The sequence below is a fragment of the Bacillus seohaeanensis genome (assembly GCF_042684945.1).
GTDB lineage: Bacteria > Bacillota > Bacilli > Bacillales > Bacillaceae_B > Rossellomorea > Rossellomorea seohaeanensis.
Map to the genome: position 1 here is coordinate 290122 of NZ_JBHUMF010000015.1, position 23902 is coordinate 314023.

Here is a 23902-nt window from a genome sequence, read left to right on the forward strand (position 1 = left end):
TATTTTGGGGAAAGGCTGTTTTCGCATAGTTTGTTGCTTATGCCACCGCAGTTGATCTACACTCCGCTTTCCGCGGGCGAACCACGAGCCTCCTCACTCGTATCTCGCTCTGGGGTCTCGCAATGCTCGCTATTCCCGCAGGAGTCTTCGTGTAGATCAACTGCTGATGAAGCTTTACTCATATAAGTTTCTTTGTGAAAAACAACAATCCTTTAGAAAACAGCCTTGGGAAAAGTATTAATTAGCGGTTCGTGAACTCCCGCTTTATCAAAACTAGGAGGTTTTACATGTTTAATGAGTGGTTTGGACTATTATTTGTCCTTATTAATTTTATTTTAGTTTTAATAATGTACCGATTATTTGGAAGAAATGGTTTGTTTGCCTGGATAGGTATTTCCACCATTTTAGCCAATCTACAAGTTATTAAAACGATCGAGATTTTTGGCTTGACAGCAACTTTAGGGAACGCCATGTACGGAACAGCATTTTTGGTAACCGACATTTTAAATGAAAAGTACGGAAAAAAAGACGCACAAAAAGCTGTTTGGTTAGGTTTCTTTTCTTTATTGATAATGACTATTATTATGCAATTAGCTCTACTTTTTCAACCGCATCCCGATGACATTGCACAAGAATCATTAGCAACTATTTTTGGCTTTATTCCGAGAATCGCACTTGGAAGTTTAGCTGCCTATTTGGTCAGCCAGTTTACCGATGTTTATATTTTTACCTATTTAAAGAAAAAATTCCCGAAAGACTCACAATTTTGGATTCGAAATAATGGAAGCACGATGATTAGCCAATTACTTGATACACTTGTGTTTACGAGTATCGCATTTATCGGACAATTTCCTTTTTCTATTTGGATTGAGATCTTCCTAACTACGTATATTTTAAAGTGGATTGTATCCTTGCTTGATACACCATTTGGATATATAGCAAAAAGATTTCCAACGAACCAATCATAGAATTTGAAAGAGCATTTAATCAGCTAAATACTGATTAGTGTTCTTTTTTATTATATTCCCACTAATTTATGCTACTATTACTTTGGAACATAAAGACTTCTTTCGAGGTGAAAACATGATAACTGTATACATAGACGGTGCTAGTGCGGGTGATCCCGGTTGGAGCGGTGCTGGCATTTTTATAAAAAAGAATAATGAAGTGGAAAGATATTCCTTGCCACTAGGTATGATGAATAATCACAAAGCAGAATTTACTGCTTGCCTAAAAGCTTTAAAGCACTGCATTGATAATGAATATGAAATTGTGTCATTTCGAAGTGATTCACAAGCAGTTGTCCATGCTATTGAAAAAGAGTATGTACGAAGCCCTGAATATAAACCACTTTTAGAGGAAATCCTCCAGCTAACGAAAAGAATAAATTTATTTTTTATTAAATGGGTACCAAGTAAAGAAAATAAGGCTGCAGATGAACTTGCAAGAAAAGCAATTCATTTAAATGAAGGGATGCATGACAAAATTGAGTAGAAAATGGATTGCTGATTTTTCTTTATTACTGGTCGCCTTTATTTGGGGAAGCACATTTGTAGTCGTTCAGTCTGCAATTGAGACATTACCCCCTTTTACATTTAATGGACTTCGTTTTTTACTTGCAGGGATTGTACTTTTCATTTGTTTGGCATTGTTCGAGAAAAATAAACAGTGGAAAAAAGATATTAGTAAAGGTATCATTCTAGGCATCTTTTTGTTTATTGCCTACGCCTTTCAAACATTCGGCCTTTTGTTCACAACACCAGCAAAGTCAGGATTTCTAACAGGGCTAAGTGTTGTGATGGTTCCATTCTTAATTTACTTTTTTTCTAAACAAAAACCTTCATTATCAGCTGTGTTTGGATCGATACTGGCCGGTTTGGGATTATTTTTCCTAACGTCTGGTCATGCGCAAAACTTCAATATTGGAGATGTATTAACAATAGTATGTGCATTTGGGTTCGCTTTTCACATCGTATATACAGATCGTTTTACCCACCAGTCTTCCATACTAATATTAACAACGATTCAATTACTAACTGTATCCAGTTTATCTTTTATCGGTGCATTACTTTTTGAAGATTGGATGGCTCCCTTTCAAACGAATGAATTTTGGTCGCTAAATGTTATTGCAGGTCTATTAGTAACAGCTTTACTTGCTACATCTGCTGCATTTTATATCCAAACTTTTTCGCAAAGGTATACCTCACCTTCAAGAGTAGCAATTATTTTAACAATGGAACCAGTCTTTGCTGCTCTATGCTCCTATTTGTGGATAGGAGAGCAATTAACCTTCTATGCTGTAATGGGAGGAATTTTTATTCTTATTGGAATGCTTTGTGCTGAGATTCCAATTCCTATTGTAAAAAAGCCCAGAAAGAAAAGGACTGCCTAAATACGTGATTTTGGGCAGCCTTTTCCTTATTAATACATTTTGTTAGCTCAATCCGTACTCCTTCATAAAATTTGCTACTTCAAGTTTTGTACGAATATTTTTAGAATGAAGGGTTTCTAATATTGACATATAGAAGCTACTATCAAAATATTTTTGTGCCTTTAATGTAATCTCAATTGCATTGTTAACTAGCTGATCCGATGCGTTAGTATAATTTTTTCCAAAATAAATAAAACCTATCGCATCTTCCTGTAATTTAAATCCTTTATTTTCTAAATGAATGAGAAATTCTTCTGTTGTTTTCATGTTTCTCCTCACAAAACGTTCTTTTCTTCACTATTTTCACAAATTATCTGTTAGTCCTATCTCTTTTTTGACAGCAAGTAACCGATTAAACCTGTCACAACGCCAAAGACAGCTCCACCGACAACTTCTTCAGGTTTATGTCCAAGCATTTCTTTTAACCTTTCCGGTTGTTTTTCTTCAAACTCCATTGACTCGTGACGATGGGCTTTATTCACTAGTTCATCAAGGCTGTTAACCTTCAACGTAAGCTCCCCTGTCTGTCTTCTTATTCCTTGAGCGTCATACATGACAATTAATCCAAAAATAAAAGACAAAGCAAAGTCAATTGTAGATAACCCACGCTTGAGTGCAACAAATGTTGTGAGTGATGCAACACCTGCGGAATGTGAACTAGGCATCCCCCCTGTTTGAAAAAATAATGCTGGTTTAACTTTTCTTGTTTTCAAATAATGAAGGGGAATTTTTAATCCTTGAGCAAAAAAAATACTTAAAAGCGCGATAAAAATTCCTCTATTCACCACTAGCACCTCCCTTAGAAGTTAGTTTATCCAACTTCATTCTTTCTACAGGGATAAGAGTTGTTATGTAAGACAAAATAAGAAGGAAATAACATCACGAAAAGGAGGTATAATTATGACAAAAAAATATGGAAAGAATAGAGGTAAAAAAGCTCCAGGCGTTACTCCACAGGGGATTGGCCAGGACGCCGAATTTGCTACAGAACCAAAAAGTGATTTAGAAAACAGAGCGAAAAAATCCAATACTAAAATATAATAACACTCCACCAAACAGAACGTATGTTTGTGTAATGATTTTAACAAATTTCCTCGTTAATGTCTATTGCAAGAAGCGAATCTCCTGCAAATACAGCAGGATGATTCGCTTCTTTGCAGTCTTAAGAACTAGTTGCGATCAATTTGTCGTTTCCAACAAGATATCTTCTTAAAGCCTTTAACTCTAGCTCGTCTATCATTGAAAATGCCTCGTCCGCAATCTTTCTCCATAAGCAATTCTCAATGGAGATTGTCAATGGAACTTCACAATGAATTTCTGCAAGTTTTCTTGATAAATGCAACATGTCAAGATCTGTCTCAATTTTCTTTTGCTGCGATGGTGTTAACTTTGACAAGTTTTCCAATATGCCATCAATGGAATCGTATTGCTGAATTAGTTTGATTGCCGTTTTTTCACCAATCCCTTTAACACCAGGATAGCCATCACTTGAATCTCCCATCAACGCTTTTACATCAATAAATTGGGTCGGTGTTATCCCCTTTTCTTCAATAAATAATTCCTTCGTAAACGTTTTATAATTTCCGAACCCTTTTTTCAGCAGAATGATTTCAATATTGTCATCAAGTAATTGGAGAAGATCTTGATCTCCGCTTAATACTGATACCTTTCTTTCACTAGCATGTGCCTTTGCAATTGTACCAATACAATCATCGGCTTCAAATCCAACAACTCCCACATTTGAAAGATTAAAACCTTCTGCCACCTGCTTGGCTAAATCAAATTGGGGAATTAATTCCACTGGAGGTGCATCACGGTTTGCTTTATACCCTTCGTACATATCGTTTCGAAATGTGGAACTCCCCATATCCCAACATACTAAAACATGAGTCGGGTTTACGTGTTCTACTGCCATTAATAAATGCTTCATGAACCCTTGAACGCCATTCGTAGGCATTCCTTTTGAATTTATCATAAACTGACCAGTCATCGCTGTGGCAAAAAAAGAACGAAATAGTAATGCCATTCCATCTATTAATAAAAGATGTTCATTTTTTTTCAACATTGCTCACTCCTTTGAACTAACTCCGGCTAAAAATTCGATGGGCGTTTCAGATAAAACAGCTGAGGAAAAAAATCCTCAGCTGTTTTATTAAAGTGAATCTTGCCGTCCCAACTTTCAACATAAAACTATTATAACATAACTCCGGAATCGACTTAGATTGAAAAGTTATCCAACATTTCAACTAAAGTTATGTTTCTGTTTTGACAGGAAGCTCTTCGTAGGAAACCCAATCACTGTAGCTTCCTACATATAATTTTACATATTGGAAATCCGCTTCAAGTAAGGTCAGTACGTTCGGTGCTGCTGTTACGCCTGATCCACAATAAACAATTAAGGGAGTCTCCTCTTTTAAATGTTGAAACCGGTGTTTTTGTTCCTGTTTATTTTTATAAAGCCCCTTTTCCAAACCTTCTGTCCAAACGAAATTTTGCGCTGTGGGAATATGACCTGGAATCCTATCTATCGGTTCTTCCTGTCCCAAATATCTTTTTTCCGCTCGTGAATCAATTAAAACTCCTAATGTATCTCCGGTCACAACTTGCTTCACTTCTTCTATATCAGCTAGAAGCTCTTCTCGAAAATGGGGAGCATAACTGCTTCTTTGCATCTTCATTTTTTCAGAAGTTACCGGAAAGCCACTTTCCATCCATTTAGCAAAACCTCCATCAAGAACATATACCTTTTCGTGGCCAATATAGGTAAAAAGCCACCAACACCGTGCAGCAAAAGCTCCGTCTCCACTGTCATACACGACAACGATTGACTTTTCATCAATGCCCGCTTCCTCTACTTTACGTAGAAAATTTTTCATATTAGGTAGAGGGTGCCTCCCTCCATGTTTCTTTACCACACCAGATAAATCTTTCTCAAGATCAAAATATACAGCACCCGGAATATGACTTTTCCCATATTGTTCTTTTCCAAACGAAGGGTTTTGTAAAGAAAACGTACAGTCAATCACTCTTATATTTCGATTTGTGAGATTTCCCCTTAACCAATCTACACTTTTTACGAATTTCATTGATTTCCCGCCTCTTTTCTCTTCCTTTTTTCCATCAATTTTAAAACCTTTTCTGTTGGATCCCAACAGTTAAATTGATAGGTTGGCTGTGTGTCGTATTGAAGCCGATGGCAATAATAAACTAGCTTTCTATTATTTCCTTGTCTTTCACTTCGAAAATGGCGACATGTTGCACAACAATGAAAAGAATTAGCCAATCGATTCCTCTCCTTTATCAAGAGATAATAGGTAATCGTATTCTTCCTTAAGTTTATCAATATCCTCTATTGACTGAAGTGCTTCGATACTCGCATCAACTTGCTCTATTGCTTGCTGATGTAACTCTTGTACCATTTTATCGTGTTGACTAGAAATATATTCTTCACTCCATGAAACAACTCGTTGCTTTTGTACGTCGAGATAATTATCCGTAGGAGATTGAAGCAGCTTTTCAAATTTTTCTTGAACGATTTTCTTTCCGTCTTTCTCAAAGAAATTTTTTGCACCTTTATAATAAGAAAGGGCTTCTTGGAAATAGGAAGACTCTAATTGCGCAAACGCTGTCTCAAATTCAATCACGGATGGTGAAGTAAATTCCATCGGTGAAAGTAGTAAATCATCGTTTATTCTTATCATCTTTGCGGCATACTCTGACCAACTTTGAGATAAGCTCTTTTGAGAAAATTGTTCCATTCGGAGTGATGTTGCCCTCATTTCTTGAGCTAAGTCAAATCCCATGGAAGAGACAAATTCTTCTGTGGCTTCTTGCAAAGCTTTTTTCTTATTCGTTTCTCTTACAAATAACCCCGGATGAAATGCTTCTTTGAAAAAGTCCGATAGTCGGAAAAATACTCTTTGCTTTACATAGAGCAAAAGTTCACTCAACTCTTGATTGTTTTCACTTTGAATAGAGCGAAGAGACGTTTTTTCAAGCAATCTCGTTAGCTCTTCTCGATCTGACACAAGCGCTTCTTGCTTTCTAATTCGTTCCTCTTCATCCCCAGATGCCATTTCGATGTACTGCTGGAGTCTTTTCAGTCCTCTATTCCATTCGGTTAGTCCCGATTGAACACTTATCGCTACGAGTTCATGCTCAATAAAGTCATGAAAACCATTAAGAAAACTATCAATTTTTGAGTTTTCTCTCATTTCTTTTTGAAGCGCTTGAATGGAAGATACTCCATATAATCTTGGAAAACGAATACCATACAAGCGAAGCTGATTTTCTACATAGTCTAGAACTTCCTTAGACTCCTCTTCGTCCTTAGCTAAATCAATTGCATTTACAACGAAAAACATTTTATCTAATTCGAAGCTGTCTTTTACACGCCCCAACTGTATTAGAAACTCCCTATCGGCTTTTGCAAACGCATGATTATAATAAGTTACAAAGATAATTGCATCAGAGTTTCGTATATATTCAAATGCCACCCCTGTATGCCTTGCATTAATAGAATCCGCTCCAGGAGTATCAACTAAAGTAATACCTTGTCTAGTAATAAAACAGTCATAGTATAAATCAATCGCTTCCACAAAACATGATTTCTTTTCTTCTGCCACAAACCCTCTGTATTCCTCCATATCGACGGTAATTCTACTTCCAAGCATATCGTGAAAGTTTTTATACCCCTCATGAAAAGCTTTTAAAAAGGATAAATGGATTTTTTCTTTGCCATTATCAGTTTCATAGTTATTAAGAGAAGGAATTTTTTTATATGCTTCCTCTAAAGATTTTACAGTAATATCGAAACGCGAAAGAGATTGGCTGATATCCTCTAACATTTGGATTGATGTTTTAAGCTGAACATCTGCTGTTTCGTGTTTATTCTCTTCCCCTACAGGACGAATTCGGTTTATGGCAGCTGTGGTTGGATTCGGACTAACAGGCAATACCTTTTTTCCAAGCAACGCGTTTGCAAAAGAAGATTTCCCTGCGCTAAAGGCGCCAAATAACGCGATCGTAAAGGATTGATTCACAAGGCGTGTCCTTTTCCCTTTTAACACATTCGCCATTTGTGTAAAGGCCAGTCTTGGCTCCATTACGTTAATCATTGTTTGCAGCTTTTCACTAACTTCTTCGACAGATGGAGAGTTCATATGTTGCATTTGGCTTTCAACAGGCGTTGTTTGTTGCGTATCTTTAGGGATTTCTTTGACAGAATTCCCCGTATCAATTAGACCCGTTCTTACATTTGCTCTTTCCTGCTTCCATCTTTCCTCCCATTGCCTTACCCATTCCGTATAATTCTCAGAGTCATTTGTTGTTGCATTTTCTAAAGCAGCAAGTACTGTCACCTTTTCTTCTTCTAGCTTCATGCCTTTTCGCAGTACGTCTGCTTTGGTTTTGACAGATTCTAGTTCCTTTACTGCTATTTTTTTTTCTTGTTCATTTTGTTTTTCTAGATTATCTAAAGGTTCTGTAAGCAATTCATCGGTAATTTTTTTCGCTTTCGTTTTTACCTTATTTGCTAATTCGTCGCAATAATTCAGAACAGCCTCTCCATTCACCCCTGCTCCTCGGCGAACTAACCCAATCAGTAATTCTTCATCGATAGGTATCGTCAGTTTATCCCACATTAAGGAATATTCAGACGAAGCAACAGCAGAATCTTTCAAAAAACTTTTCCCCATTGTTTTTAAGTGCCATTCTAACTGTGACTCTACCTTTTGTTTCACTTCAGTTAAAAACGCATTGAGACGCCGACTCTTTTCTTCTTCCGTTTTTCCTTTTGAAAATAAAAATCCAACTTTAAAATCAGACTGCATGCTTTCTAAAAATAGCTTAGCCCTTTCTCTTGTTTCAAACGGCATTAAATACGCATTGTTTAATATTTTTTCTCTTTCTTCTTTTACCTTTTTTTCTTGCATATTACTATCTAAGCTCTTAATTTTTGTTAGTAGCTCTTGCTCTTTTTCTAAAATAGTATCGGAATTAGACCAATCATTCTCCGTCAACACTTCACTTGTTTCTTCTTTTAATTGTACAAGTTGATTATCAAGCCAATTCTGATGTTCCTTTTTCAACTGAGATAAAGAAGAGTGAAAAGAATGGTCCATCAACTCTTCCTTATTTTTTATTTTTGTATCAAGTAAACCTTTTACCTTTTTTATTTCATTATTAGGGTGTTCTAAATCCCTTAAACTTGTAAAAAAGAAGCCCTTTGGCTTTACTCCCCATGATGCGAACGCCTTTTGTACACCGTCTTTGTAATTTTCAAAGCTTAATTCTTCTTCTTTATGTTTGTCGATTTGATTAACGATTAAATAAAGTTCGACTCCGTGCTTAAGTAGTTCTTTGGTAAATTCAAAATTCAATTGTGATTGAACATGGTTATAATCCATCACATAAAACACAATATCAGCGAGATGAATCGCTGACTCTGTTGAAAGTCGATGGGCATCATCTGTACTGTCCACACCTGGAGTATCAAGTACTGTTACTCCTTCTGGAAGTGAGGACCGCGAATGGCCCATTTCTATAGAATAAACTTCTTCCCCATTTTTGCAGTAGCTTTTTACTTCGTCGAAATCAAACGGTGTATTAAACAATAATGGTGTATCGTGATGATAATGAATTTTTGCAAAATCTTCTTCTGCCCGATGAATTTTAACTAAATTAGCACTTGTTGGTATCGGACTTGAGGGCAAGATCTCCTCTCCCATCAAAAAGTTAATCATCGATGATTTCCCTGCTGAAAAGTGCCCACAAAAGGCAAGGAGAAAGTCGCCGTCATATATTTTTTCTGCTAGTCTTTCCGCCTTTAATGAGCTGTTCGTGTCACCTTTCTCGATAAAGAGCTGTTGAAAGCGAGCTAATTTATGTAAGGAATTTTCTTTTGTTAAGTAGCTTGTTGAATTACTTTGGCTCATCTAGAATACCCTCTCTGCAAAAGCTTTATTTTGATTATCACAAAAAAATAAGAATAGTAAGATATTATCTTTATTTTATCGTATTCTAGATGATTTTCATATAATTTATTGTCACCGCGGAGCTTCCTAAACATTCCCCTTTGTTCGAGGTTTACTAGACATACCGCCTTTTTGTCAAACATCCAGTCACTTGAATTCCACAAAAAAGGCTAACTAGCCCATGCACTAAGCAATGGTTAGTTAGCCTCTTAATTTTCCGGCGACTATTTATAAGTATGTATTGCAGTAAATTTTGATTCTGATAATGCTTTTGTTCTATTTTTATGAGCAGTATTTTCACTTCCAGAAAGCATTACATTGCTTAGTACATATTTCAAAACGAAGCTAAACGTTACAATTGTAGTGATAATAAACAACCAAACCATTCCGTTCACTTCCTTTATTATCAATTCTGTCCTGAGAATCATTTTCATCTTAATTTAATAATAGCAAAAATGATAATCAATATCAATTGAAAATTATGATTTTTCTTTTTTCTGCAATGGGATAAAATTTTGCTTACTTAAGTTTACTTTCTGATAGTCTGTCTCATTCATTAATGCTTTTTCTTCAAGTGGAATCCTAATTGCTAAAATGAATTGATTTAATATGGCAAATAAAAATAAGGTCCAGTATGCATTGAATATGAGAGGAATAATGATGAGCTCTAATGTAACTATTAAATAATTAGGGTGTTTAATGTATTTGTACGGACCTTTAGCTATTACATTTGCATCTCGTAACACAATAATTTTCGTGTTCCAAAACCTTCCTAATGATGTAATCACCCATACCCTTCCCATTTGAGTCAATACAAATGCGGCCATTAACCATGGCCAATATTCATTTAGTCTCTCACCAAACAACCCTGCTTCAAGCAATAACGTAAGAAAAAAGGCGGAATGAATGCCGACCATTAATCGATAATGACTCGTTCCATACTCCACTGCTCCCTTCTCTTTCATCCATTTTTCGTTTCGGTTTGCAATGATTAGTTCAACCATTCTTTGGGTTACTAAAATGACAAAAAACACATAAAAAAACATTACTCCCACCTCATCAATAGTAATTCTGAACTAAACCCTGGACCCAGAGCAGCACCCAATCCGATTTCCCCTTCTGAAATAGATTTATTCATAAAATTTTTTAATACATATAGGATTGTTGCAGAAGACATATTTCCGAACTGTTTTAAGACATTCATTGGTTCTTCAATCATCTCTTTTCCAAAACCTAGTGCTTGTTGATAAGCCTCTACCACCTTTTTCCCTCCAGGATGAGCTACAAAATGATGGATATTATCCATTCCTATATTATTTTCAAATAGAAAACGCTCGACGTTCGGACTCAGCCAATTCATTACTATAGACGGAATATCCTTCGAAAACACAACATACAGCCCCTCATTCCTAATATCCCAACCCATTACGTCCAAGGAATCCTTCATAAGCGTCGATTGAGTGGCAAAAATATTAGGAAGTGGTGTAACTTGATTCAAAAGTAATTTGCTTTGATTTCCACATACAAGGGCACAAGCTACACCATCAGCAAACAACGATGTTCCGACAAGGTTACTTTTTGAGCGATCCCCATGTTGAAAAGTTAAAGAGCAAAGTTCGACAGATAAAACTAAAACATTCGCTTCTGGAAATGCTAAACAATACTCATATGCTCTTGCCAGTCCACTTGCTCCACCTGCACACCCGAGTCCCCATATTGGGATTCTTTTTACATGTGGAGAAAAAGGGAGTTTATTCATGATTCTTGCTTCGATACTCGGTGTTGCCAAACCTGTTGTACAGATTGTAAATATCGCATCGATGTCACTATACTCTGCTTTCATATTGTGCTGTAGACATTGTTCAATTGCTCTCGCTCCAAGCTTCACGGCATATTCTATAAATAAATCATTTTTTTCTTGAAAAGTATGGGGTCTTGAAAACCACTCAAGGTCATTGACAAAGTATCTTGTCTCAATTTCTCCATTTTGAAAAACCTTTAATAATCGCCCGATATCATGAAAGTCCTGTTTAAATAAACTTTCGGCAAATGCTGTTGTTTTATCTTGTGTGATGCGGTGCGGAGGCAAAGCTGTCTCCACAGAAACGATTTTCGGCATAGCTATCTCTCCATTCCGATGGCGCTCGTATCTATTTTCCCTATGTTTTCAGACGTTTTTCATTTTTGTAGAAGCATAACGTATTTACAAGGATATGTTTACCAGTTATTTCAAAAATATGTACCGCTTAATCGGTAAGTCTTTAGAATCATTCCTTTTTACATGATTTTTTGTCTATTAAATAGAAAGTTTGTGTAAAAAATAGTATTTTATCATTCTTTTATCCTAGTAAATATGCTATGATTAATCTACAAAAATATGGAGGATTCGACATGACCTTAACAAAAAACGTCACGGATACTTTAAATGGAATTATTCAATCTATTAAAAATGTAATTCCTCTTTCTGTAACTACTTCTTCCCCCACTCTTTTAAATCAGCCAGTAAACCAGCATAGTATCGGAGTATTAATTGGAGTAACCGGAGATTTCGGAGGTAGAATCATTATTGATGGTGAAGAAGATGCTTTTCAAGCACTCGGCACTACTATGTTTGGCATGCCGCTTGAAGGAGAAATGCTTGAATCGTTTGCTGGTGAACTAGGGAATATGCTTGCTGGAAATCTTGCAACACAAGTTTCTCAGGCAGGACATATTATTGATATCACTCCTCCTACAGTCATTGTTGGAGCTACTAAAATGTATGGGTTTGATAAAGCTCTTCAATTACCTATCCAGATTGATCAAGTAGGGGAAATGACGATTACGTTGATGATTCAGGAATAAGATAAAACTTCAATCAGTCGAGGGTTCTTTCCCCCTCACTAATTGTTGAACCAATCGAGCGCTTACAGGCAGTTTATTCTCCACCTATGATGCTTGTACGATTTCTCAAGCGTCTCACTCCCCGTTAATGCGGAATAAATACAGAGTACAAACTAAAAAAAGACCTTTCCACTTAATAGTCCAGGAAAGATCTTTTTTACTTTATTAAAATCCTTGTATCGTCATCCCACCGTCTACAAACAACGTCTGCCCTGTTACATAATTCCCCGCATCCGAAGCTAGAAATACTGCCGGACCAACTAATTCTTCTAGCTCTCCAATACGTTTCAATGGCGTCACTGCTAGAATATCATTTACATACTCTTCATCTTGCAATAATTTTTCCGTTAGAGGCGTTTTAAAATACCATGGACCAATACTGTTAACGTTAATATTATATTTTCCCCATTCAAACGCTAATACTTTCGTCATTTGAATGATTGCTGCCTTCGTTGCTGCATATACAACTCCAGTTCTTAAAGCAACCTGTCCAGCAACCGAAGCAATTGTAATGATTTTACCTACATTTTGATCTTTCATCACTTTTCCAACTTCTTGACTCATCATAAATGCTGACTTAAGATTCGTATCCATAATTTTCTGCCATTCTTCATCCGTTACTTCCAATGCTTTCGAACGAATATTCATTCCAGCATTATTAATAAGTATATCAATCTTTCCGGCCTTTTCCTTTACATATGTAATAGCTTCTCTAATTTCCTCTCGTTTTGAAACATCTGTCGGGACAATATACGCTTTTCGACCAAGCTTTTCAATATGTGCTGCGGTTTCACTTAAATCCTCCCTCGTACGTGATAGAAGTGCCACATCTGCACCTGCTTCTGCAAGACCAATACTGATTGCCCTACCTATTCCCCTACCTGCCCCGGTAACAATTGCCGTTTTGTTTTCTACTGAAAATGAAGGTAAATACAACCTTACCCCTCCTCTAATGTTAGAATATTTCTATTTTAACATAAAGGGAAATTAGTAGAGGACTTACCTTCGTTTTGGCAGAATAAAAAGAATAATAAGACCCCCTTGGATCTTAATTATTCTTTTGATTTTTATGGACAACAATGTGAATTTCTTGTTTTACATCTAAAAGGCACTTTGGACAAATACCTTTAGATTCAAACAGTTGATAGCACTGACTACAATAATATTTCTCCATAGAACAGGAACCTCCATTGCAGCGTTTATTTATTATATGCATGTAATTAGAGGACGGTGAAATGTACACTTCTATACTAGTAGTTCTAAAAAACTTTTCTATTATACGTCCATGTTCCTAGATTTTGTATTTCTGTACTTGCTAAAAAGCTTTTTACCTAGTAAAAATAAAAGAATGATGCCGATGTACACAAGAAAAAACGCAATAAATCCCCATAATCCTATAACCGCGTCGAAAAATTCCATATTCCCTCTATTAGTAATAGCTTGTTGAATTTCAATGGCAAAGACGAGAACAAGCATAAACGTGAGTGTGTAAAAAAATGCTAACAGAGTAATCCCAAATGGTAACTTAGAAATCCATTTAGATAGTAGATATATACCTAAAAACACACTGATACCTATAAAACCCATTACCCAAAAGTGCATATCTTTATCAGTCAATCCCCATCCAAAAATATCATTAATAATCATAATTAATACATCATGTAAATTGTTTACAAGCTCAGCAAGTAGTTTAATCCCTTCTTTCACGTGTATTCACTACTTTCTTTTTTAATAATGAATTTATTATAGCAGGAGGATTAAATTTTCGTTAGTTTAATATTTTCGGATAAAAAAGCCATCGAACTAAATAACCCCTGTTACGATGGCTTTTTCTACTATTGATAAATTTGCACATTAGCAATTCATCTTCCCTTTTCCGCTTTTCGTTAACATAAATTTATCATTTTAAGCTAAAATATCACCATGAAATAACTATTCTTCCACTTTTCATATAAATGGCATATCCAATATATTCCTCAAACTCAACCGTAACCTTTGCTCCAGTTTCCATTACTAAATGGATGTTCTCGTTTATACCTTTGTATTCTTGAAAACCTTCTTGATTAAATAATTCTTTCAGCATATCAGAATGCTCTACTGGTGTACTAGCTATTCCTGTACTCATATCAAATATCTGTTTTCCATCCTTTACAATCGTAAATACATCGCTATTTGGTACTGCATAAAGGATCGCATTATTTTTTTTAGCTATATTTGCTAAATAAGCAAACTTTTCTCTATCCATTATATTGACGAATTCTTGATCACCAATTTTCACTTTATCTTTGGCTTCTTCCGCCTTTTCTGGTTGTGATGTATCACTTGAAGAACCGCTACTATCAGATTTTTGACCTTTCGAAGTATCTTCTGCTTTAGCTTCTGACCCATTATTTTCATTTTTAATTATTTCTTCTGTCTGTTTATTCTTTCCTTGTTCAACCTTTTTCGAACTCTCTTCTCCACTTACATTACTAATAATTTGTTGATTTTCATTTGATGGGGTAACTTTATCCTGTGTTGCAGCGACTCTACTTTGCGTACCTTCATGGTGGAAAGCACAAACCGATAAAAGAAAGACAGACATAAAAACGATAAAACCAAGCTTTTTCTTCACTTCTTCTCCCCCTATTTCGTTGGATATTTCATTTTACTAATTAGACGTTTAAGTCGTGCTGGAAGTTTCATAATAATTCCAAAATTGTTTCAAATTTTACAAATTTGCATTATAACACTACCCATATTGTCTATATACCTTCTTTTAAACGAGTTAAACTAGTAAAATAATATCTGTAAAGGTCTAAAGTGCACCCTTTTCTGTTCGCTTATCGCAAAAAATACGCCACCAAACTTCCTGTATTACTAGGAAATGTTGGTGACGTATAATCCACAAATCTTTTATGAAGCTTGCTGCTCTACCATAGAAATGCTTTTAGATTGTTTTTTCGGTACGACATTAAAGATTAAGTTCAACACAATTGCCGTTACACTTCCGGCTACAATTCCATTACTCGTTAAAATTTGAATGCTTGCTGGAAGTTGACTAAAAATATCAGGAACAACCGTAACACCAAGCCCCATTCCAACAGAACAAGCCACAATAAACAGATTTTCTTGTGATGTAAAGTCGACACGGCTTAACATTTTAATACCATAAGCAATAACCATTCCAAACATTGCTATCATCGCACCGCCAAGTACAGCTGATGGAATAATCGTCGTCAATGCACCAATTTTAGGAACTAAGCCTAACACAATAAGCATTGCCCCCATAAGATAAATAACCTTCTTGGATTTAACTCCAGACATTTGTAGTAAACCGACATTTTGTGAGTAAGTTGTATACGGAAATGCATTAAATAACGATCCTAGTACAATAGCAAACCCTTCTGCACGATACCCTTTCGCAATTTTTTTCTCCGACAGTTTTTGATTACATATATCACTAAGTGCAAAATAAACTCCAGTAGATTCTACTAAACTTACTAAAGCAACGAGTGTCATCGTAATAATCGCAGACCATTCAAATGTTGGTGTTCCAAAATAAAACGGTTTAATCATGTGGAACCATGATGCTTCCATAACTGGTGTGAAATCTACTTTACCGAGAATAGCTGCAACAATTGTTCCAGCAGCTAAGCCTATTAAAATCGCAATTGAACGTACAAAACCCGTAAAGAATCGATATAACAAAATAATGACTAATAATGTTCCAAACGCTAGACTTATATTTTCAATAGAGCCAAAATCACTAGCTCCCTGCCCACCAGCCATATCATTCATTGCTACTGGTATTAGCGTAATCCCAATAATGGTTACAACAGAACCTGTTACAACAGGTGGAAAAAATTTTATAAGCTTACTGAAAACGGTAGCAATAGCTATTACAAAGATTCCAGAAATCAAAATAGAACCATAAATCGCGGAAACACCAAGCTCTCCGCCGATTGCAATCATCGGTCCTACGGCAGTAAAACTACAGCCAAGTACTACTGGAAGCCCTATTCCGAAAAATTTATTGCTCCAGACTTGCAGAACGGTTGCGATACCACACATAAAAATATCAATCGAAACGAGATAGGTAAGTTCTTCGCCAGTTAAACCAATGGCACCACCGACGATTAGTGGTACAATTACTGCTCCTGCATACATCGCAAGGACATGTTGAATACTTAGAGAAGTTAATTTCCACGTTTTCATACCGTCACTTCCTCCTCAAGAAAAGATACCGTACTATTTTCTAATGATGAGATTCGTGCAAGTGATTCTACTTGATAGCCTGTATCTCGTAGCAGTTCTCCGCCATTTTGAAAAGCTTTTTCAATAACGATACCGATACCGGATATACTGGCTTTTGCCTTAGTAACAACTTCGATTAATCCTAATCCCGCTTGCCCATTGGCAAGGAAATCATCAATAATTAACACATGATCATCTTGATTAAGGAATTTTTTTGAAACACTGATTGTACTTGTTTCTTGTTTCGTAAAGGAATACACTTCTGCTGTTAAAATATCCTCATTCAATGTCAATGATTTTCGTTTACGAGCAAAAATAAGTGGTACTCCAAGATTTAAAGCTGTAAATAATGCTGGAGCTATGCCCGATGACTCTAATGTTAGTACCTTCGTGATCTTTTTATCTTGGAACCTTCTACAAAATTCCTCTCCCATTTCCTTCATTAATTCAGGATCTACCTGATGGTTTAAGAAGGAATCTACTTTTAATACCTCATCGGATAAAACGATACCATCTTGTTGAATTCTTGTTTTTAAACTGTGCAATGTTCTGCCTCCTTCAATTCTAATCAAATAAAAAAAGAACATTCTGCCCACTACATGAGTGAGCCAATGTTCTTTACAATTTCAGAAACCTTATGTAAAAAGGCAGAAACAAACACCGCTCACTCATAGTCGAACAATTTACGGTCGTCCGGTAGAAACTTGCAGGCCCTATCCCTGCGATTATATGAGTGAATGTTTATAAAATTATTGTTTTAGTATACCATCTCCTATACAAATTTCAATAGTTTTTTCAAATTTAACGAATTTCTATCGTTAAATTTGAAAAATCGTTCGTGTTTTTAACCTCCATATATCCAAATCAATTAAAATTCCATCCCCTTTTATTCCATTTACTTCCCCGTCAATACCTTCACAGTTTCTTCACATTCCCTATTATAAGGCGTGACATACATCACAGATACGATTCATTGTCCACCATTATGATATGAGTATCAAATTACTTTCAAGCTATCACTTTAACGTAAATGCGTATCGGAAGGAGTGAGGACATTGGCACAACCAAAAAAGAAAGCAAAAGAAGAGGAACCATCTTCCTTAAAAGGGACGTTGGCATCCGTCACTTTTTTAGGTTTATTTTTGGTCTTAACATGGCTTGGCGTGTTTTTACTTTTTATTGAGCGTTCTTAAATTTAAAGGAGTTGGTTACAATGCATATGCATCGATATGAAAAATGGTGGTTAGTTGTAGGAACAGGGTCTCTTATTGTCTTTTTAATTATTCTTGGTATAAGCGCATTTCATCAAGGGCATCAGCCACCGAGTGCCAAAGCATATGTCAATCCCGAGCAAGTTGATCAAATCAGTCCTTTTAATGAGCCAGGCCTGAAAAAGGTTGAAGGAAAAGCTTGGGATTATGAACTTGTTTTTGTTGCATCAGCATTTTTCTATAACCCAGGAGAAATAGAAATTCCTAAAGGGGCAAAAGTAAAAGTTATTGCAACGACGAAAGATGTTGTACACGGTTTTGAAATAGCTGGGACTAACATCAATATGACACTTGAACCTGGATATGTAAGCGAATATGTCGCAACGTTTGATGACGTTGGCGAATTTCTTATCTTGTGCAACGAATACTGTGGCACAGGACATCACACAATGAAGTCAATGATTAAGGTGGTGGAACAATAATGAAAAAGGATCTTTTAAAAGTAAATCGCAAAGATGCAAAATTGGCGATGGCCCATCTTTATGTTGCTTTTACAGCCCTTGCACTTGGCGGTCTTGCAGGGTTGCTACAAGTATTAGTTCGTTCTGGAAGGTTCACTCTTCCTGCTGGTATCGGTTATTATCAAGTGTTAACAGTTCATGGTGTACTGCTTGGTCTTGTTCTTACCACTTTCTTTATAATCGGCTTCCAGCATGCTGCAGTTTCTAGAACTTCTGGTACTTATTCTAATAAATCACGATTTTTAGGATGGATCGGTTTTTGGGTAATGCTAATTGGTACTGTAATGTCGGCTTTAATGATTTTATTAAATGAAGCAACTGTGCTTTATACGTTCTACGCACCATTACAAGCACATTGGATTTTTTATCTAGGATTAGTATTTGTTGTAGTAGGAAGTTGGATTGGCGGTTCAGCGATGATTATAGAATACATCAAGTGGAGAAAGAATCATCCTGGTCAACCTAGTCCCCTTTTAACATTCATGGTTATTATTAATACCGTGTTATGGATTGTCGCAACTTTAGGTGTTGCTGGTACTGTCATCTTCCAATTACTTCCTTGGTCACTTGGCTTCGTCGAGAGAGTAGATGTTCTTGTCAGCAGAACGTTATTTTGGTACTTTGGTCATCCACTTGTATATTTCTGGTTGCTTCCTGCTTATATGGCCTGGTATGTTATCATTCCGAAAATTATTGGCGGAAAAATATTCTCTGACTCATTAGCTCGTTTATCGTTTATTTTGTTCCTACTGTTTTCCATACCAGTCGGATTTCACCACCAGTTAGTAGAGCCAGGAATTGATGCATTTTGGAAATTCCTCCAAGTAGTGTTGACATTTATGGTTGTCATCCCATCACTAATGACAGCATTCTCCCTATTCGCAACATTTGAAATGCATGGTCGTTCAAAAGGATCAAAAGGAGTATTCGGTTGGTTTAGGAAACTTCCATGGGGAGATGCGAGGTTTACTGTCCCGTTTATTGGAATGGTCGCATTCATTCCAGCGGGGGCAGGAGGAATTATTAATGCCTCTAACCAAATGAACCAGGTTATTCATAATACTATTTGGGTAACTGGACATTTTCATTTAACCTTAGCTACTTCTGTTGTTCTGACGTTTTTCGGTATTGCTTATTGGTTAGTTCCGCATTTAACTGGCAGAATCTTAACAAAAGCAATGAATAAGCTTGCGATTGTCCAAGCAATTGTTTGGGCAGTTGGAATGAGTATTATGTCAGGAGCAATGCATGCAGTTGGATTATTAGGAGCTCCACGTAGATCATCCTACTCTACTTATGGAGATGCATCTCAAGCCTTAGAGTGGATCCCTTATCAAATTGCCCAAGCCGTTGGCGGAACGATTCTTTTTATCGGTATCTTTTTAATTCTTTACATCTTTATCAATTTAGCATTTTTCGCACCAAAGGGAGAGCAGGAATTTCCTGTTGGTGAAACAGTAGAGGCAGCAGAAAAGACTCCAATGGTATTAGAAAACTGGAAAATTTGGATGACCGTTTTAGTCGCTCTTATTTTAGTTGCTTATTCGGTTCCATTTATCGATATGATTCAAAATGCACCACCTGCATCCAAAGGCTATCGGTTGTGGTAATGTAGATAAAAAAGAAAAAACAGAGTGAAACTCCTAGTTTCACTCTGTTTTTTCTTTTTTTACCTACTCAAGTTATAAACCTTACTATATTTTTCCGTTAGATAATCCGCTAAATACTTAGCATTTAACCCTTCACCTGTTACCTCTTGTAAAATTTCAAGCGGCTTTTTCAACTTTCCATATTGGTGTACATTTTTGGTTAACCACTGCTTAATTGGCTCTAGGTCACCTGATTCAAGTAGTTGGTCAAATTGTGGAATGTCCTTCAGCATCGCTGTTTTGAATTGAGCAGCATACATGTATCCAAGGGCATAGGAAGGAAAATAACCGAAGCTGCCACCTGCCCAGTGGACATCCTGCAACACCCCTTCTCCATTGTTCTCTGGGCGAATCCCAAGGTACTCTTCATACTTCTGATTCCAAATTTCAGGTAAATTCTTTACTTCTATTTCGCCATTGAATAAACCTTTTTCAATTTCATAGCGAATAATGATATGCAATGCATACGTTAATTCATCTGCTTCAATCCGAATTAGTGACGGTTTGGCTTCATTAATTGCTTGATAAAATTCCTCAAGGGAAACGTCATCAAATTGACCGTTTGCGTATTGTTTTAATAAGCTATAGTTATTTTCCCAGAATGAATAGTTTCTCCCAACAAAGTTTTCATAAAATAATGATTGAGATTCATGTATCCCCATAGATGTACCTGTACAAAGCGATGTACCGATTAGTTCTTTGGAGATATTTTGCTCATAAAGTGCATGTCCGCCTTCATGAATTGTACCGAAAATAGCTGTTCTCCAGTCGTTTTCATCATATCTAGTCGTCACGCGGACATCTCCGGGATTTAAGCCAATCGCAAAAGGATGTACTGTCTCATCTAAACGGCCGGATTGAAAATCATAACCCATTTGTTCTAAAATTTCTAAGCTAAATTGTTTTTGTTTTTCTTTCGGAAATTTTGTATACAGAAAGTCCGTTTTTGGTTTGTCACTCGCTTTACTAATTTTATGTACTAATGGAACTATTTGTTCTCTTAATTCGCCAAATACACGGTCTAGAACCTCTACCGTAACACCTGGTTCATACATATCAAGTAATGTATTATATGGATTAGTTTCGTATCCCCAATATTCAATAAAACGTTTATTAAATTGTACCAATTGCTCTAAGTATGGTTGGAACATGGCAAAGTCTGCTTTTTCTTTCGCTTCTTCCCACATTGATTCTGCTTTTGATTGAAGAATGACATATTCTTTATATTCTTCTGCAGGTATCTTTTTATTACGGTCATACTCCTTTTGACACTCTTCTAATAGTTTTTGCGTTATGGTGTCTAATTGTTGCATTTGAGGTGTAAGCTTGGCAAGATACGCTGCCATTTCACTTGATGTCGACATTTCAAACACATCAGAAGAAAGCATGCCGATTACCTCTGATCGCTGCTCCACTCCATTTTTCGGTGCTCCTGTTCGTAAATCCCAAAATATTAGACTTAATGCTTCGTTATATGCGGTCATTTTTTTTACATAACTTAAAAATTGTTCCTTTGTTTCTTGCCATTCTGCGTCCATTCTTCTGTGTCCCCCTTGTAGACCAAGCATTTAGATAGCTTGATGATTAAGTAAATGAAAACCTAGTAATTACTTTAAAAAGTACGATTTTTATCAACCTATATTTTTATTTCGAATTACTAGCACAATTTATTTTATCATATTTTTCTGAAAAAAATAATTAAAAAGCTGCGAGGTAACACACACATTACCTCACAGCTTTTCTTAGGATAACTTTACTGGTAGTACACTTTTAATTGTATCAATATATTTTTCGTCATGTTTATTAAGCAAGATGTGAATTTTTCCGTAATCACCTGCTGCTCTAATCAATCGTCCAATACCTTGTCGCAAACGCAGAACCATATAAGGAGTATCCACTGTCTCCTCTGGGTTTTTACTATGATTACGCTTTGCATCAAATACAGGATCTTTTGGAGGGAATGGAAGAGAAAAGAGAATGACCTGCGTCAATGATTCACCAGGAATGTCAAGCCCCTCCCATAAATGGTAGGAGCAAAGTACGGTAGAATTATTTTGCTGAAATTCTTCTACTGTATCACTTATCTCTCTATCCCCTTCATAAATATAACTCCAGTGTATATTCTCTTTCGACCTTTGAAAAGCTTTAAATGCTACCATCTCTTTTTTACTAGCAAACAAGATAAGCGTTCTTCCTTCATTCTGGTCAACAGTATTTAGCACATACTCGTATTTAGAAACAATGTCGTCAGTAAACTGCGGAGCAAAAGCTGTCATTACTTCTTCATACTCATATGGAGAATCTACTGTAAACTTTTCGTAATCATGTATTCCTAAAGAATTTGCAACATAGCTAAAATCACCATTATAGGCTAATGTAGCAGACGAAAAGACAAATGGAATGTTTTGCGAAAATACTTTTGTTTTTAATACCTCTTCAACCAATCGAGGCATGACAACAAACGTGTGATTATCTTCTGCTTCCTCAAGCCAAAAAATCCCTTTCTCTTCTTCAACAAATAATTTTAACGAGTATTGGATTTGTTCTAAATACTCTTCGACTACTTTTAACAAGTAGTCATCCATTACGTACATTTCTGCTTCAAAAACAAGCTCATCTAACAGTTTTGCAATGCTTTCAATTAATTGTTTTCCTTGCGTGATTAAATCGCTTCCTCTGTGTAAATATTGCCTATTCGAGCCTTGAGAATGTAAGGAATTTTTTTCGAGAAGCTCAAACCACCGCTCATTATTCATCATAATATCTTCAATAAGGTAGAGTGTTTCTTCCCGCATATCAGATGCAGATAAACGTTCTAATAATCCATGGAGGGTTTCAAGCCTCATTTTATACGTAAGTGCTTTTTGAGATGCGAATTCTAACAGATGACCTTCATCAAATACTACTGAACTCGGTTCTGGCAGAAGAGGAAGTTGTCCTTCGCGCTTACGTGCATCTTTTGTCCATATATGTTCCATGTAGAAGTCATGGGAACAAACAATAAGGTCGACTGCCTCCCGATAATGTTCTCGGTGCAAGGTTTGTCCACAACGATGACGATATTGGCAAGAGAAACAATCTTGCAAGGAATCCCAGCCAATACTATTCCACTTTTCATCCGAAAGGTTTGAATATTCTTTTCGGTCTCCATAGTGATAGAAACGCTTCATGGATGTATTTTCATGAACAAATTCAGGAAGGTCTTCCCATATTTGTTTATATTCTTCATCATCAAACATATTGCTTTCAAGCTTATTTAGACATAAATACTGCTCTCGTGACTTAGCTAAGCGAACATCTATATTTAAATTCAAAGCTTTTTCTAACTTCTCAATGTCACCTTGTTTTTTTACTATCTGTTCTATTAATGTTTCATCGGCACAAGCAATGATTCCTGGTTTTCCTGTATATCTTGCAAACGCAAGTGCATAGAGCAAATAAACGATCGTTTTCCCCGTTCCTACACCCGCTTCTGCAAAAATTACATCCTTATCTTTATAGGCCTTGTTTAATTGAAAGGCCATAAAAATTTGTTCATCTCGTAAATCAAAACCCTTTTCGGGTAAAATATCGTAAAATACATCACCGATCCAATCAGATAATGCTTCATAAAATGATTGATCCTTTGTAAGCTCAAAGGGCAGCTTTTTTTTCATCATAAGGAGCCTCCTAGACATGCAATATTTCTAATTTACTAGAAATCCGTTGTAAAGAAAAGACTCTTTTATAAATACAGTAGAAATAATCTATACAATAGGAAAGGGACGGACCTAAAACTCTTTAGAGTACGGTCGTCCCTTCCTTTTTACTAGTCATATTCTCTGTTCTCTCTTAACAACTGAAATTCATAAGCTTGTGTTAATTCTCTTTTTGCATCCATCAAATTCGAAAAAGCTAGTAAGTCCGCTCCTTCCTCTGAATAGGAAAGAGTCGTCATAGTAGATTGAAGAGCTTGTGATATCTTCATAAAATCAATTGTCGTTCGTTCCAACCTGTT

Annotated in this window: 25 protein-coding genes and 1 riboswitch; of the genes, 8 read left to right on the top strand and 17 right to left on the bottom strand. The window is 36.2% G+C overall.

The window, feature by feature from the left end:
- The first annotated feature begins 287 nt into the window (after positions 1 to 287).
- The 3 genes from ACFSUL_RS07555 (at position 288) to ACFSUL_RS07565 (ending at position 2392) form a co-directional block, all read left to right on the top strand.
- Complete coding sequence (locus ACFSUL_RS07555) at positions 288 to 968, top strand: queuosine precursor transporter (protein WP_377934137.1); 681 nt, start codon at positions 288 to 290, stop codon at positions 966 to 968.
- Positions 969 to 1083: 115 nt separating this feature from the next.
- A complete protein-coding gene (locus ACFSUL_RS07560; protein ID WP_377934139.1) occupies positions 1084 to 1494 on the top strand; it encodes a reverse transcriptase-like protein in 411 nt (136 codons plus the stop codon).
- Positions 1487 to 2392, top strand: coding sequence for a DMT family transporter (locus ACFSUL_RS07565; protein WP_377934141.1), 906 nt, complete (start codon positions 1487 to 1489; stop codon positions 2390 to 2392). The genes ACFSUL_RS07560 and ACFSUL_RS07565 overlap by 8 nt, the downstream gene beginning before the upstream one ends.
- A gap of 42 nt (positions 2393 to 2434) precedes the next feature.
- On the opposite strand, the gene ACFSUL_RS07570 is transcribed toward ACFSUL_RS07565, so the two are convergent.
- The gene (locus ACFSUL_RS07570) at positions 2435 to 2698 is read right to left on the bottom strand and encodes a DUF6123 family protein (RefSeq protein ID WP_377934143.1); all 264 of its coding nucleotides are present in this window, start codon (positions 2696 to 2698) and stop codon (positions 2435 to 2437) included.
- A gap of 56 nt (positions 2699 to 2754) precedes the next feature.
- Entirely contained in the window at positions 2755 to 3216 is a 462-nt protein-coding gene (locus tag ACFSUL_RS07575; RefSeq protein ID WP_377934145.1) for a divergent PAP2 family protein, read from the bottom strand.
- 115 nt (positions 3217 to 3331) lie between these two features.
- On the opposite strand from ACFSUL_RS07575, the gene sspL reads away from it, so the two are divergent.
- The gene (gene sspL, locus ACFSUL_RS07580) at positions 3332 to 3472 is read left to right on the top strand and encodes a small, acid-soluble spore protein L (protein WP_071411562.1); all 141 of its coding nucleotides are present in this window, start codon (positions 3332 to 3334) and stop codon (positions 3470 to 3472) included.
- A 121-nt stretch (positions 3473 to 3593) separates the two neighbouring features.
- Here the strand turns inward: sspL and ACFSUL_RS07585 are convergent, their stop codons facing one another.
- The 7 genes from ACFSUL_RS07585 to ACFSUL_RS07615 all read right to left on the bottom strand — a co-directional run bounded on the left by ACFSUL_RS07585 (position 3594) and on the right by ACFSUL_RS07615 (position 11524).
- Entirely contained in the window at positions 3594 to 4496 is a 903-nt protein-coding gene (locus ACFSUL_RS07585) for a 5'-3' exonuclease (protein ID WP_377934147.1), read from the bottom strand.
- Between the two features lie 187 nt (positions 4497 to 4683).
- Positions 4684 to 5517 (bottom strand): sulfurtransferase, encoded by an 834-nt coding sequence (locus ACFSUL_RS07590; protein ID WP_377934149.1) that lies wholly within the window; start codon positions 5515 to 5517, stop codon positions 4684 to 4686.
- On the bottom strand, positions 5514 to 5714 hold the full coding sequence (locus tag ACFSUL_RS07595) for a hypothetical protein (protein ID WP_071411560.1): 201 nt from the start codon (positions 5712 to 5714) through the stop codon (positions 5514 to 5516). The genes ACFSUL_RS07590 and ACFSUL_RS07595 overlap by 4 nt, the downstream gene beginning before the upstream one ends.
- Positions 5707 to 9366, bottom strand: a complete 3660-nt coding sequence (locus ACFSUL_RS07600) for a dynamin family protein (protein ID WP_377934152.1) — start codon at positions 9364 to 9366, stop codon at positions 5707 to 5709. Before ACFSUL_RS07600 ends, ACFSUL_RS07595 begins: the two co-directional genes overlap by 8 nt.
- A 263-nt stretch (positions 9367 to 9629) precedes the next feature.
- The gene (locus ACFSUL_RS07605) at positions 9630 to 9791 is read right to left on the bottom strand and encodes a hypothetical protein (protein WP_377934154.1); all 162 of its coding nucleotides are present in this window, start codon (positions 9789 to 9791) and stop codon (positions 9630 to 9632) included.
- 93 nt (positions 9792 to 9884) lie between these two features.
- Positions 9885 to 10451, bottom strand: coding sequence for an isoprenylcysteine carboxyl methyltransferase family protein (locus tag ACFSUL_RS07610; RefSeq protein ID WP_377934156.1), 567 nt, complete (start codon positions 10449 to 10451; stop codon positions 9885 to 9887).
- Positions 10451 to 11524, bottom strand: a complete 1074-nt coding sequence (locus ACFSUL_RS07615) for a type III polyketide synthase (protein WP_377934158.1) — start codon at positions 11522 to 11524, stop codon at positions 10451 to 10453. The genes ACFSUL_RS07610 and ACFSUL_RS07615 overlap by 1 nt, the downstream gene beginning before the upstream one ends.
- 272 nt (positions 11525 to 11796) lie before the next feature.
- Between ACFSUL_RS07615 and ACFSUL_RS07620 the strand changes: the two genes are divergently transcribed.
- Positions 11797 to 12249, top strand: a complete 453-nt coding sequence (locus tag ACFSUL_RS07620; protein WP_377934160.1) for a chemotaxis protein CheX — start codon at positions 11797 to 11799, stop codon at positions 12247 to 12249.
- Positions 12250 to 12453: 204 nt separating this feature from the next.
- Here the strand turns inward: ACFSUL_RS07620 and ACFSUL_RS07625 are convergent, their stop codons facing one another.
- The 5 genes from ACFSUL_RS07625 to ACFSUL_RS07645 all read right to left on the bottom strand — a co-directional run bounded on the left by ACFSUL_RS07625 (position 12454) and on the right by ACFSUL_RS07645 (position 17069).
- A complete protein-coding gene (locus tag ACFSUL_RS07625) occupies positions 12454 to 13224 on the bottom strand; it encodes an SDR family NAD(P)-dependent oxidoreductase (protein WP_377934162.1) in 771 nt (256 codons plus the stop codon).
- A 339-nt stretch (positions 13225 to 13563) separates the two neighbouring features.
- On the bottom strand, positions 13564 to 13995 hold the full coding sequence (locus tag ACFSUL_RS07630) for a hypothetical protein (RefSeq protein WP_377934164.1): 432 nt from the start codon (positions 13993 to 13995) through the stop codon (positions 13564 to 13566).
- 211 nt (positions 13996 to 14206) lie between these two features.
- Positions 14207 to 14902, bottom strand: a complete 696-nt coding sequence (locus ACFSUL_RS07635) for a hypothetical protein (protein WP_377934166.1) — start codon at positions 14900 to 14902, stop codon at positions 14207 to 14209.
- 281 nt (positions 14903 to 15183) lie between these two features.
- Positions 15184 to 16485 (bottom strand): nucleobase:cation symporter-2 family protein, encoded by a 1302-nt coding sequence (locus ACFSUL_RS07640; RefSeq protein WP_377934168.1) that lies wholly within the window; start codon positions 16483 to 16485, stop codon positions 15184 to 15186.
- Entirely contained in the window at positions 16482 to 17069 is a 588-nt protein-coding gene (locus ACFSUL_RS07645; protein WP_377934171.1) for a xanthine phosphoribosyltransferase, read from the bottom strand. The genes ACFSUL_RS07640 and ACFSUL_RS07645 overlap by 4 nt, the downstream gene beginning before the upstream one ends.
- A 106-nt stretch (positions 17070 to 17175) precedes the next feature.
- Positions 17176 to 17277: riboswitch (purine riboswitch) on the bottom strand.
- 293 nt (positions 17278 to 17570) lie between these two features.
- Between ACFSUL_RS07645 and ACFSUL_RS07650 the strand changes: the two genes are divergently transcribed.
- Genes ACFSUL_RS07650 through ACFSUL_RS07660 form a run of 3 tightly spaced genes read left to right on the top strand, consistent with a single transcriptional unit; the run spans position 17571 to position 19866 of the window.
- Positions 17571 to 17717 (top strand): cytochrome c oxidase subunit 2A, encoded by a 147-nt coding sequence (locus tag ACFSUL_RS07650; RefSeq protein WP_377934173.1) that lies wholly within the window; start codon positions 17571 to 17573, stop codon positions 17715 to 17717.
- Between the two features lie 20 nt (positions 17718 to 17737).
- On the top strand, positions 17738 to 18217 hold the full coding sequence (locus ACFSUL_RS07655) for a cytochrome c oxidase subunit II (protein ID WP_377934175.1): 480 nt from the start codon (positions 17738 to 17740) through the stop codon (positions 18215 to 18217).
- Positions 18217 to 19866: a b(o/a)3-type cytochrome-c oxidase subunit 1 gene (locus tag ACFSUL_RS07660; protein ID WP_377934177.1), complete on the top strand. Its 1650-nt coding sequence runs from the start codon at positions 18217 to 18219 to the stop codon at positions 19864 to 19866. Before ACFSUL_RS07655 ends, ACFSUL_RS07660 begins: the two co-directional genes overlap by 1 nt.
- 59 nt (positions 19867 to 19925) lie before the next feature.
- On the opposite strand, the gene ACFSUL_RS07665 is transcribed toward ACFSUL_RS07660, so the two are convergent.
- From ACFSUL_RS07665 to ACFSUL_RS07675, 3 genes are all read right to left on the bottom strand, one after another.
- Complete coding sequence (locus ACFSUL_RS07665) at positions 19926 to 21443, bottom strand: carboxypeptidase M32 (RefSeq protein ID WP_377934179.1); 1518 nt, start codon at positions 21441 to 21443, stop codon at positions 19926 to 19928.
- A gap of 204 nt (positions 21444 to 21647) precedes the next feature.
- The gene (locus tag ACFSUL_RS07670) at positions 21648 to 23564 is read right to left on the bottom strand and encodes an ATP-dependent DNA helicase (protein WP_377934181.1); all 1917 of its coding nucleotides are present in this window, start codon (positions 23562 to 23564) and stop codon (positions 21648 to 21650) included.
- Positions 23565 to 23713: 149 nt separating this feature from the next.
- A complete protein-coding gene (locus ACFSUL_RS07675; protein ID WP_071411545.1) occupies positions 23714 to 23896 on the bottom strand; it encodes a hypothetical protein in 183 nt (60 codons plus the stop codon).
- Positions 23897 to 23902 lie beyond the last annotated feature (6 nt).